This is a genomic window from Ureibacillus sinduriensis BLB-1 = JCM 15800, assembly GCF_000772955.1.
Lineage (GTDB): Bacteria > Bacillota > Bacilli > Bacillales_A > Planococcaceae > Ureibacillus > Ureibacillus sinduriensis.
Window position 1 is genome coordinate 1 of sequence record NZ_JPVO01000054.1, and the last position, 11,760, is coordinate 11,760.

Below are 11,760 nucleotides of genomic sequence, written 5' to 3' on the forward strand. Positions count from 1 at the left end.
TCCAGCAGGTCCAGTCGGTCCAGCAGGTCCAGTCGGTCCAGCAGGTCCAGTCGGCCCAGCAGGTCCAGTCGGTCCAGCAGGCCCAGTCGGCCCAATGATACCATTAGAGGTTAACTGAACAACTTGTTTCAATTTATTATCCAGTAATAATTCTTTTTTAATAGCCATAGCGAGTGTATCTTGCACACTAGTATTTACTGTCAAAATATCCTCAAGAGAGGCTGGCGGGGATAACCCGGGGATTGTCCCTAATGAGTATTGTATTTTTTCACCTTCAGCATTAATGATATGTGCTAGACCCAATTCTTCCATAGCAATTGATGCTAGAAGTAGATTAATTACAGAATTTCTGCTTAGGGAAATATTAGGGGTTATATTTGGTAAATTTGGTTGAGACATTCCACTTCTCCTTTCATATTAATTTGGTTGAACATATAACCTGATTTGAGTAATGACCAGACAAATTTTCTGTATTTGTTTGGCCATACACTCTTCTGTAATGTATTCCTTACAAACCAAGTAGTTAAGAATAAAAGCCTATATTAGGGAAACTTTCCCAAACTAAGGAAAACCAGCTCAGTTATATCAGGACTAAAAAATCTAGTTAATAAAAAAACTAGCGAATTAAATAAAGAACAAATATTTGGTAGAGTTATAATCTAGATGAAAAAAAGTTGAGTATTGCATAATAAAAAACTCGTTTCCCACTAAGAGTCAGAGAGTAAATCAATTACTTGTTTTAATTTATTATCCAGTAGTAACTCTTTTTTTATTGCCATAGCAAGTGTATCTCTTACACTTGAATTGACTTCTAATATGTCATCAAGTGAAGCTGCGGGGGATAAACCTGGAATTGTACCAATGGAATATTGGATTTTTTCCCCTTCTGCGTTTATGATATGTGCTAGACCTAATTCTTCCATAGCTATTGACGCTAGAAGAAGATTAATAACATCTTCCCGATTAATGGAAATTATCGGTGTAATGTTCGGTAAATTTGGCTGTGACATACACTTTCTCCCTTCTTAATTGACCCGATAAGCATGGTTGATTTAATCAAAACCTCAATTTAATTACTTCGTTTTGCCTTTATTCTTGTTATTGAAGACATCTACTTTGTAATATATTCTTTGTTTTCAAAAATGGCCTTAAAAATTTATGAAAATACTTAATCCTGCTTAAGAGAGGCTTCAGAAATACAAGATGATTATTGTACTGTTGAGGAGTTACAAATTCGATAGGCCCTACAAACTGTCCTACGCATACTCCAATTAATTTCACCATTTCAATAAAACCAATTTTAATTGCTGATAAATCACTACAGAAATTTCTGAGAGAATCTCCCTTACTTATGAAGTTAAAGGAATTTTGTTGAATTTGAGTGGATCGGTAAATCGTTTATCAAAAAAAGGGTTAGGTTGTTAAGGAATATGGAGTAGTATGATTACATTAACATTGGGTTATTTAGGATGATTACTCTGTGCAGCTTCGAATCCTCATACTTACATTTTTTTGGTTTGGATCTTAGTATTCAATCCAACGAGTTAAACTTTATTAAGGGCTTTTAAGTCAACCCTTCGATGACGATAAGGCTGACGTTACGGGGAGGGGACCATTAGATTGATAAGGGGATGCAGTTAATATGCAGATGCAGAATGCGGTTGGCACATAGAAACATCTTTTTCTGACAAAGAGAAAAAGACAAACGGTATGTTCAATTTCAATATACCGTTTGTCTTCAATTTTGAATGGCGGATTGGCGTCTACCTTTCAATTTCAATACTTGTAAAGACCCTCGATGAAGGAGTTTTCAATATCTTTTCATCTTTCTTTCGTGAAAATAGCTTCTGCCATCTCTGGATAATCAATAAATGGGTTCCGATTGCCTTGCAGTTCATGGATAGCTAGGTTGCGATGCTTTTCATAAATCGATACCGGAAATGTTTGATGCCATTTTACCATTAAAGAGGTATCCGCTAGCTCTTTTTTTATTGTATATGGGTAGCGAATTAGGAAGTAGAGTGTTGCTCTCGCAATGATTCCCTTGCCGTATTCCGGTTCGAATTTTCCTTCTTCAGCCTTGCCGCAGCCATCTTTGATTACCGCAATCAATGCTTCAGGGCTATAATCGTGAAAGTCGTAGTATGGGAAGTTGCTACGTCTGCTATTGCAGGTAGGTTCGCACGCAAATAGGTGATGCAAGTCTCCTCTAAACGGTTCTTTTTTATCGAACCAAGATTGGGGCACTACATGTTCACAGTTAAACTGATCGTCCGAGAGAATGCTGACTAACCCTTTTGCTTGCATATCATGGAGCCGAATGTCCTCCTCTATGACAGTAAGGGGATCCATTCGATTTCCTGAATATAGGCTTTTTAATGTTCCGTTTTCTTGCAAGTCCACCCAAGGGTACAGATAACGATGCGGTCTATAGGTTAACTGATTTGTATGTGTCTTTTTAAGCAATGTGTGAAGGGTGTCTTCAAGATTACCATCCGTGAATCTAAAGTCCAGATAATATTGAGTGATAGCATTCTTATCTTTCTCTTCGTCAAAATAGGGGCGATTTTCTTTATAGGTTAAAAAGTCGGATTTGGCCATTTCCCATTCAAAGTCAAGAGAATCTAGTTTTCCCATTATATTTCCACCGCCTATGCAGGAGATTTTGGTTGAATCAATCCATGACCACTATAATCGGTAAATACATCAGGTTGTACATCAGCAGCGTTGAAATCCCTTCCACCCACCACTCTAATCAGATTAGTTGCCTCAGCCGCCTATTGTTAAAATCTCGGCAAGCGAAATCCTTCCTTTGAAATTTTTTTGCGAAGTTTGAACCGAATACTTTGTCGCACCACTTTTCACCCATTTCATTAACTTGATACTGAAATAAATTTAATGCTGGGGTGCTCCTTCCCGGACTTCCTGTGTATTTTTGGAAGTTAATAATAGTTTAACTATTCAGAATATGAATTAACAGTTACAATAGATATGATCCTATCGAACTACCGGTATACCAAAGAAATAGAGAATTGGATGTTTACTATCAGTCTGAACGGTATGTTTCAACAGCCAAACGAGATTGCTAGGTGTAGTTTGGCAGTGTCTCGATAAGGACATTTGTCCAGCAGATATCTATACGTATGGAAAACTCTATTTTAACGCCGTTTGAGAATGATAAAATTGCTTCACAAACGGGTCATATTACGTTTCTATGAAAAGGCTTACATGATGTTTTACTACTAAATGGAGATGAAGGCAAAGGATAATTGATTGAACGACTTCAGACTAGACAACTTGTATTCTAATCCAGGATACCAGATGAAATACGCGTATCTAACCTTAAACTATCATTTTATTAATCAAGATGTGTTCGTTGAGCAATTTATACTTTTTGAGGGTATTTGACAGATTCACTAGGAATGGCTAATTCTGAAACAGGGTCGAAGAAATGCAATTTATCCTGCTGGAAAGTAAAGGAATACTGTCCGCCTAAAGCGAAATGTATTTCTCCAGAAACCCTGCTAATAAAACTATGACCATTCACCGTACTATGAATAAAAGACTCTGATCCTAGTGATTCCAGTACCTCGATTTCAGAATGGAAGCTATTTTCACCGCTTTGTCCAACTAGAATATGCTCGGGGCGAATACCAACAATTGTTTCAGAGACATTTTTTAATGCGTTTCTGTACGCTGGTGGAATCGCAAATTGATGTTCGCCAATGATAAAATGCTGGCCTGAAACGGTAGCATTAAAAAAGTTCATTGCCGGGGAGCCGATAAAGCTGCCTACAAAAACATTATTTGGGTTCGCATACACTTCTTCAGGAGTGCCGATTTGTTGAATAACCCCGTCCTTCATTACAACAATGCGAGTTGCCATTGTCATGGCTTCCGTTTGGTCATGCGTTACATAAATGGTTGTCGTATTTATATTTTGATGTAATTTTTGAATTTCGGCACGCATTTGTACACGTAATTTCGCATCGAGATTGGATAATGGCTCATCCATCAGAAATACCTTTGCTTTACGGACAATAGCGCGACCTAATGCCACCCGCTGACGCTGACCGCCGGATAAAGCTTTCGGTTTTCTCTTTAAATAAGGCTGCAGGCCCAATATTGCAGCAGCTTCATTTACCCGTCGCTCAATCTCTTGTTTAGGTACTTTGGCAAGCTTTAAACCAAAGGCCATATTTTCAAAAACAGTCATATGCGGATAGAGGGCATAATTTTGGAAAACCATTGCGATATCTCTATTTTTCGGTTCTACATCATTCATTAATTGATCGTCAATGAAAAGCTTGCCCCTCGTAATGTCTTCAAGCCCCGCGATCATCCGTAATGTTGTAGATTTCCCGCATCCAGAAGGTCCTACAAAAACAATAAATTCCTTGTCCTTAATGTGTAAATTGAACGCTTTTACCGCTTCATTCTCTTTATCATAAACTTTATAAATATTTTCAAGACGGATTTCTGCCAATAGATCCAACCCCCTTATGATTATAGTTAAAGGGTAATGGAAATCGGATTACGTGCCTAGTGGAATTTCTTCCACTCTTTCATTCGGGTAAGTGTGCATTTTGTACAATTTTAATGCAATGCTTATTTTTAAAAGGTCATCGCTGTCCTTCAAATTTCTGCCGCTTAATTCTTCAAAACGTTCCAGTCGCTTTTGGAGGGTATTTCGATGGATATAGAGCGCTTTAGCCGTTTGACTAAAATTACCAGTATGTTGGATATAACATTCAACCGTTTCCAATAGCAACGTTTCATAAGCCGAACCTTTTAAGACGACTGAGACGAATTGTTCACTTTCATATTTTAGTACCGAAGTAAGCATTTTCGTTAAAATCATCTCGTCGAGTTCAAAAACAATCTTTCGCTCAAAATAGCAAATTTCCTTTGGAATACTTTGCAGCAATCGATAGCATTCCCTGAGCTTCTCTTTTTGTTCAAGAGGAGTTGTCATTATCGTGAAAGATGTTTTAAAATCATCTTCAATCAATGCGATAAAAGGAGTGAAATTTGTAAATTGTTCAACATTCACTAGCAGAATAAAAAAAGTACACTCATCCACCGGCAATAGATGGCAACGGCAACCTGCAATGGACTCTAAAACTAGTTGCAAGTCATTTAGTTTATTAAAAGGTTCATAGAAAACGATTTTTAATAATTGAAAGAGATGAATATCTTCGGGCGGTTGTATGGATTCGTCTGTAAAAAAATGCGCCCAAAGATGCTGATGTTCGAAATGCTCGGGAAGTGGCTTCAAGAAAATAGACAGCACTTTATATTCGTGAACAGTTAACTGACTCTTGGGCACCTCCAATAAACCGTGCTCACTTTGAAAGATAAACTTGTTTTTCGTATCAGTTCGATAATCTGTTAATTGCGGAAATGTTTCATTTAACAATTCATAATCCATTGCGTTCCCTCCACTTTGACTAAAGGAATGATTTAATGAGAGCGTTTATCAAAAAGTATAATACATTACATAACCAAATCTTTTTGTTATTTTCATTGGTGTCTGTCATCAGTATTAGTGCTGTTACTTATATCGGATATAATAAATTTTCTTCTGTTTACAATGACGTGGTGCAAGCACAGTTGGAACAAACAAGCGTCGAATTAAACAGTACCATTGATGCAAAGTATACGCAGGTAAGTATGATCGCTTCCCAAGTTTCAACAGATGAGGACATTCAAAATGCGATGTATCAAATGCTAGGCAACCCTGAAATGGCTGGTTTGCAAAAGCAAACGTTTAAGCGGACACTAAATAGTTATTATCCTTATGTTGATAGTATTTTAGATTACCGTTTTTATGCATTGGATGGAACGGGCTTGTTTCCAACTTCGCAAGAATTAAATTTAATTATTGATGATGCATCGATTCAAAAGGCTCTGGATGCGGAGGGACAACTCATATGGGTAGGGCAGGATACGAAGAGTTATCGGTATTCCTATGCGATAAAAGTCATAAGATTAATGAACCACTCCTATGAAAATAGTGGTTTTCTTGTCTTGAAACTTGCAAATGATTTTTTCGATACGCGGTTTGGCGATCGCGATAACTTTATCCAAATTTTCGATAATTCCGGGCGTTTTCTAACAGGACAAAATTCTTCTAAATTATTATTTTCGGACGACGGTGAAATTTCCATCTCAGGAGAGCCATTTTATGTTGTTAAAAGTGTGTCGACCCGAACCGAGTGGACAATCTATGTTGCACAGTCAATGGTGTCTTACAATCAAGAAATACAAAAAATTCGGTTATTTCTAGTTGGAATTGCGATGATCGGTGTAGTGCTCGGTTTTTTATTATCTTGGATTATTGCGTCCTATATCACGTCACCATTAAAACGGTTAATTGAGGCAATGCGCAAAGGACCGAAAAGGCAACTGCTGCATATTGAAGAGACGAACAGCTCTATCGAAATGTATACTTTGCATCATACGTACAATCAATTCATAACGGATATCGAGAGGCTCATTGAAGAGGTATATGAAAAGCAACTACACCAACAGCAAGCAGAATTGAAAGCATTACAATCCCAGATCAATCCGCATTTCCTATACAATACGTTAAATACATTTTATTGGAAATTAATTGATGATGGCAAGGACGAACTTGCGGAATACGTGTTATCAATGTCCGCACTTTTTAAATATAGCGTTAGCTCTTCAACAACTGCAACGGATGTTGTGAAGCTTCACGAGGAATTGGATCAGATTGAGCATTATTTAAATTTGATGAAAATGCGCTTGGATGAGCGGCTGTCATGGAGTATACAATGCGAACCTGAACTGAAGGACGTGCAAATACCAAAGCTGATATTGCAGCCGTTTATTGAAAATGCAATTATTCACGGGATTGAACCAAAACGTACAAAAGGTATCATTAATATAAACATTCAGTCAAATGGGCCAAAACGGTTATCGATTATTATTGAGGATAACGGAAAAGGGATTCCTGCAGCGATGCTAGAAAAATTAAATAAAGGAACAGATATTTCAACGGGGATTCATCATATCGGTATTCATAATATACGGATGCGGCTTGCTATTCATTATTCGGTAAATGTTGCAGATTCACTATGCTTCTCAAGCGATGAAGTGCGGGGTACAAAAGTATCGCTAGTTTTGCCAAAGGGGGAAATAGAAGGATGACAATTCAGTTGTTAATCATTGAAGATGAAGCGATTGTTCGGAAGAGCATAAAAAATATGATTGAAAAAAATAGACAGTCCATAACGGTCTATACAGCAGCCGATGTTTATGAAGCCAATGAGTATCTTAAGGTGGCGCCAATACATTTATTAATACTCGATATCCAACTTCCTGAGATTGATGGCCTTACTTTCTTAAAACAACTCCGGAAAAAACATCCTGATTTATGTGTGATTATTTTATCTGCGCATGCTGATTTTGCGTATGCGCAACAGGCGATCGATTTAAATGTCGTTAAATATTTGGTTAAACCCGTTTCCAGAGAAGCATTATTGGAGGTGATTGATCAAAGCATTGGGCAGATGGAGATACCTCCAAGCACAGATCACACAAGTATCCAACAAGCGTTGCATTATATCCACTCACATTATAGTGAACCTCTAACTTTGCAGGAATTATCAGATATTGTGCACCTTAATACAAGTTATTTCAGCTCTCTTTTCAAGCAAACGGTTGGCGTGAATTTTATGCAATACATAACCAATTACCGGATTAAAGAAGCGAAAAAACTTTTATTGGAACACAATTATTCGATTGAGGAAATTTCGATTCGAGTAGGCTACAAAACTTCTAAATACTTCATCCAAATTTTTAAGGAGCATGAGAAGATTACACCTAATCAATACAGAAAACAAAGACATTCCAAAGATAATGGTGTTTATCCTAAATAATTTGGAATTTTCTGTTTATTGAATCTGCTATGATAAAGATAATCAAATAAGGGGGAGAGATTCAAAAATGCAGAGAATTAAGAAAGCGCATACATTATTCCTGGCTTTTATTGTAGGGGCGATATTGGTCTTGGGCGGATGCAGTTCTTCAAGCAGTGATAGTAGTGAAGAGAGTGATGGAAGCAAAGTGATAAAGTTCATGCACATTTGGCCACCGGGCAGTTCGAAAACGCAAAATCAAATTGTTGAATCGGTGGTTGAAAAGTATGAGAGTGACAATCCGGGTGTGAAAGTACAAGTTGAATATTTAGAAAATGAGCAATACAAAGATAAAATTAAAGTTCTTTCTTCTTCCAACGAATTGCCTGATGTAGGGGTGACATGGGCAGCTGGCTATTTAAAGCCATTCGTTGAAGGGGATTTAATCGCAGACTTAACCGACGTCTTAGCAAAAGATAACTTGAAAGATCAATTTGTTGGCGGTACCACAGAAGCATACGCTTTTGATGGCAAAACATATGGCCTGCCAATCGAGTTGAATATCGCACCAGTTTATTACAACAAAGAGATTTTTGAACAAAATGGTTTAGAAGTGCCGACATCATACGCTGAATTTGTGGATGTAGTAAAAACATTGAAAGCGGGTGGTGTAACACCAATTGCACTTGGAAATAAAGAAGGATGGACTGGCTCGCTGTGGTATATGTACTTAGCCGATCGAATTGGGGGCTCAACACTTATTTCGGAAGCGATTGCACAAGAAGTTTCCTTTGAAAACCCTGCATTAGAACAAGCAGCCGCAGATTTCAAGGAATTAGCGGAGTTAGGCGCATTTAGTAAAGGTACAAATGGATTATCGAATGACGAAGCAAAAGTTGAATTTTTAAATGAAACAGCGGCAATGTACCTTATGGGTAGTTGGGAACTGCCGAATTTCACAACGAGTGATGAAACAACACAAGAATTTAAAGACAAAATCGGCTACTTTAATTTCCCTAATTACGAAAGCAATGCAGGTGAAGCGGAAAGCTGGATTGGTGGACCGGGTGTCGGTCTATTTGTTTCGGAAAATTCGAAAGTAAAAGATGAATCAAAAGAATTCATTCGTTACTTTATCGAAGAATGGGGGAAACAATCATTCACCAAAGCGGGCGTGATTCCGGCTACGAAGGTAGATACGTCTTCGCTGGATTTACCGCAGATGAATATTGATGTTTTAGATGACCTGAACAAAGCAAAGAATATTACACTTTTTGCAGATGTACAGATGCCTGCCTCAGCAGCGGAGGTACATTATAATTTATTGCAATCATTGGTCAGTGGGGAAATAACACCAGCCGACTTTACTAAACAAACAGAAGAATCATTGAAGTCTGCTAAATAAACCTATTAGGACATATCTATTTTTGATATGTCCTATTTTTAAGAGGAGGGCTAGCTATGAATCGATTGAAAGCTTCGAAACTTGATATATTGATCTATGTCGGACCGGCGTTGGTATTACTGCTCGGTATTGTTTATATCCCTATTTTACAAACGGGCTATTTTGGTTTAATGGAATGGAACGGGATTGGACAAAAAACATTTGTGGGGCTTGAAAACTATTTTGTTTTGCTGCAAGATACAAAGTTTTGGAGCAGTGCCTATCATTCGCTTATTTTAGCAGTGGCTTCAATTATTAGCCTTGTTTTTTACTTGGCCATTGCAGTTATTTTAGCAAGCCGCATAAAGGGTGCGAACCTGCTGCGCAAAATTTACTTGATTCCGATGTTACTTGCCTCGGTTGCTATAGCACAACTTTGGATGAAAATTTACAATCCAACGAATGGTATGCTCAATATCTTTTTAATGAAAATTGGATTCGAAAATCCACCTGCATGGTTAGGCGATGCGAACTTGGCACTCTATGCAATCATCTTGCCAACGATTTGGCAATATGCAGGTTTCTATATTCTGATTTATTATGCAGCGTTAAAAAATGTCCCTGAATCTCTTGTTGAAGCAGCCCGTATTGATGGCGCTTCATCACTCCAAATTGCAACTAAAATTAAATTGCCTTTAATTATGAACGTTGTGAAGGTAACAATCGTACTAGCCGCTGTTGGATCGCTAAAATATTTCGATTTAATTTACATCATGACAGGCGGGGGCCCTAGCGGTTCAAGTGAAGTGATGGCCTCGTATATGTATAATACTGCTTTTAATAAATTTGATTTTGGCTATGGTAGTGCTATTGGCTTTTTCTTATTAATAATTTGCCTCGTGGCGACATTCATCATCCAGCGTTTGACAATCTCGGATAAGGATCTTTATTAGAAAGGGTGAGCAGCTATGGAAATTTTAGATGAAAAACTAAATATGCCGGAAGCAATAGTGAAGAAAGCGTCAGAGCGAAGTTTAATACATCGAATCGGAAAAGCCGCCCTTTATGCAGTATTAATTGTCATTGCCTTGATTCAGCTATTCCCTATCTATTGGCTTGCACTATTTTCATTGAAAAATAACTACGAAATTTTTAATTTATCACCACTTGCGTTACCGCAGGAATTACGGTTTGAAAACTACATTAAAGTATGGACCGAAGGAAATATAGCGACATATTTTTTCAATAGTATTTTTTACACGGTTTCGGCGGTTTTTTTAACCATTTTATTAGGGAGCATGATTACTTTTGCGATTACACGTTTGCAATGGAGAGGAAATAAGATTGTGCTCGGTCTTTTTATGCTTGGGCTGATGATTCCAATTCACTCCACGCTTATTCCATTGTTTAATACGTACACAGCAATAGGGTTGATTAATCATCCGCTTTCACTGATTTTGTCTTATACGGCATTTAACATGCCTGTAACGATCATGATTTTATTAGGATTTTATGAGGCATTGCCGCATGAAATTGAGGAAGCGGCCATTATCGATGGTGCATCCATCCATCAAATATTTTTCCGGATAACATTGCCGATGACAGCGCCGGTAATTGCTACCGCGGCCATCATCAATATGATCTATAACTGGAATGAATTTGTATTTGTAAATACCTTCATTAGCTCTGATGAACTGAAAACATTGACGGTAGGAATACAAAACTTCATCGGACAGTACTCGACAGATTGGGGGGCAATCGGCGCAACGCTAATGTTCAGTATCATTCCGATATTGATCATCTTCCTTATTTTAAGTGATCGAATCGTTGAAGGGATTGCTGCAGGTTCTATCAAAGGCTAAGGAGGAATGGAGATGTTGCAACAAACCTTTACCAAACTATTTATCGTTTGTGAGTGGATAATGAATCTGGTGCTGCTGAACCTGTTGTTTATATTTTTTAGTTGCGCAGGGCTGATTCTTTTCGGATTTTCGCCGGCGTTTGCGGCAATGAGCCATGTTTTTAAACAACTCTATGAGAGGAAAGATGTACGGGTTGTCCGCAGCTTTTATACAACCTTTAAAGGTGAGCTTATTAAGAGCAATAAATTTGGACTCTTATACGGGTATTTATTTTCACTCCTATTTATCAATTTTTTATTTATCCAGACATTCCCTGCATCCATTCAAACGGCTGCAATGCTTGTGCTTATTGGAATCGCGCTGCTTGCGCTATGTAGCAGTTTGTATGTCTTCCCTTTATATACAAATTTCAAGTCCACAGTATGGCAGCTCATAAAGAATAGTTTGCTTTTGGCCATTGCCTTTTTGCCGCGTACAATTTTCACACTCATCCTTATTTTGGCAGTGGCAATTATTTGTTTTTATCAACCAATTCTTATTTTCCTGATTGGGTTCAGTAGTATTTGTGCCATCACGATGCTAACTAGCCAACCATGCATTCAAAAAATAAAAACAGCCTAAGGAGTGT

At 37.8% G+C, this 11,760-nt stretch carries 11 protein-coding genes; 6 read left to right on the forward strand and 5 right to left on the reverse strand.

The genetic code is table 11. The features are described from left to right. From CD33_RS20265 to CD33_RS14050, 5 genes are all read right to left on the reverse strand, one after another. A partial coding sequence (locus tag CD33_RS20265) for an alpha-helical endospore appendage domain-containing protein (protein WP_036201650.1) occupies positions 1 to 399 on the reverse strand: 399 nt, incomplete at its 3' end. Positions 400 to 707: 308 nt separating this feature from the next. Further along, positions 708 to 1,010: an alpha-helical endospore appendage domain-containing protein gene (locus CD33_RS14035; protein WP_036201651.1), complete on the reverse strand. Its 303-nt coding sequence runs from the start codon at positions 1,008 to 1,010 to the stop codon at positions 708 to 710. 811 nt (positions 1,011 to 1,821) lie between these two features. After that, positions 1,822 to 2,637, reverse strand: coding sequence for an endonuclease I family protein (locus tag CD33_RS14040; protein WP_036201652.1), 816 nt, complete (start codon positions 2,635 to 2,637; stop codon positions 1,822 to 1,824). Positions 2,638 to 3,385: 748 nt separating this feature from the next. Continuing rightward, the gene (locus CD33_RS14045) at positions 3,386 to 4,486 is read right to left on the reverse strand and encodes an ABC transporter ATP-binding protein (RefSeq protein ID WP_036201653.1); all 1,101 of its coding nucleotides are present in this window, start codon (positions 4,484 to 4,486) and stop codon (positions 3,386 to 3,388) included. A 48-nt stretch (positions 4,487 to 4,534) separates the two neighbouring features. After that, positions 4,535 to 5,431 (reverse strand): PucR family transcriptional regulator, encoded by an 897-nt coding sequence (locus CD33_RS14050; RefSeq protein WP_036201654.1) that lies wholly within the window; start codon positions 5,429 to 5,431, stop codon positions 4,535 to 4,537. 35 nt (positions 5,432 to 5,466) lie between these two features. On the opposite strand from CD33_RS14050, the gene CD33_RS14055 reads away from it, so the two are divergent. The 6 genes from CD33_RS14055 (at position 5,467) to CD33_RS14080 (ending at position 11,753) form a co-directional block, all read left to right on the forward strand. Beyond that, on the forward strand, positions 5,467 to 7,176 hold the full coding sequence (locus CD33_RS14055) for a sensor histidine kinase (RefSeq protein WP_036201655.1): 1,710 nt from the start codon (positions 5,467 to 5,469) through the stop codon (positions 7,174 to 7,176). Further along, on the forward strand, positions 7,173 to 7,907 hold the full coding sequence (locus CD33_RS14060) for a response regulator transcription factor (RefSeq protein ID WP_036201656.1): 735 nt from the start codon (positions 7,173 to 7,175) through the stop codon (positions 7,905 to 7,907). The genes CD33_RS14055 and CD33_RS14060 overlap by 4 nt, the downstream gene beginning before the upstream one ends. A 67-nt stretch (positions 7,908 to 7,974) precedes the next feature. Beyond that, positions 7,975 to 9,291, forward strand: coding sequence for an extracellular solute-binding protein (locus CD33_RS14065; RefSeq protein ID WP_036201657.1), 1,317 nt, complete (start codon positions 7,975 to 7,977; stop codon positions 9,289 to 9,291). A gap of 56 nt (positions 9,292 to 9,347) precedes the next feature. Continuing rightward, positions 9,348 to 10,223, forward strand: coding sequence for a carbohydrate ABC transporter permease (locus CD33_RS14070; RefSeq protein WP_036201658.1), 876 nt, complete (start codon positions 9,348 to 9,350; stop codon positions 10,221 to 10,223). A 42-nt stretch (positions 10,224 to 10,265) separates the two neighbouring features. After that, positions 10,266 to 11,132, forward strand: a complete 867-nt coding sequence (locus CD33_RS14075; RefSeq protein ID WP_036202244.1) for a carbohydrate ABC transporter permease — start codon at positions 10,266 to 10,268, stop codon at positions 11,130 to 11,132. Positions 11,133 to 11,144: 12 nt separating this feature from the next. After that, the gene (locus CD33_RS14080; RefSeq protein WP_036201659.1) at positions 11,145 to 11,753 is read left to right on the forward strand and encodes a YesL family protein; all 609 of its coding nucleotides are present in this window, start codon (positions 11,145 to 11,147) and stop codon (positions 11,751 to 11,753) included. Positions 11,754 to 11,760 lie beyond the last annotated feature (7 nt).

Excerpts from the sequence above, each read along its gene's own strand:
- CD33_RS14035 (WP_036201651.1), bottom strand. The coding sequence starts at position 1,010 with ATGTCACAGCCAAATTTACCGAACATTACACCGATAATTTCCATTAAT.
- CD33_RS14040 (WP_036201652.1), bottom strand. The coding sequence starts at position 2,637 with ATGGGAAAACTAGATTCTCTTGACTTTGAATGGGAAATGGCCAAATCC.
- CD33_RS14050 (WP_036201654.1), bottom strand. The coding sequence starts at position 5,431 with ATGGATTATGAATTGTTAAATGAAACATTTCCGCAATTAACAGATTAT.
- CD33_RS14055 (WP_036201655.1), top strand. The coding sequence starts at position 5,467 with ATGAGAGCGTTTATCAAAAAGTATAATACATTACATAACCAAATCTTT.
- CD33_RS14060 (WP_036201656.1), top strand. The coding sequence starts at position 7,173 with ATGACAATTCAGTTGTTAATCATTGAAGATGAAGCGATTGTTCGGAAG.
- CD33_RS14065 (WP_036201657.1), top strand. The coding sequence starts at position 7,975 with ATGCAGAGAATTAAGAAAGCGCATACATTATTCCTGGCTTTTATTGTA.
- CD33_RS14070 (WP_036201658.1), top strand. The coding sequence starts at position 9,348 with ATGAATCGATTGAAAGCTTCGAAACTTGATATATTGATCTATGTCGGA.
- CD33_RS14075 (WP_036202244.1), top strand. The coding sequence starts at position 10,266 with ATGCCGGAAGCAATAGTGAAGAAAGCGTCAGAGCGAAGTTTAATACAT.
- CD33_RS14080 (WP_036201659.1), top strand. The coding sequence starts at position 11,145 with ATGTTGCAACAAACCTTTACCAAACTATTTATCGTTTGTGAGTGGATA.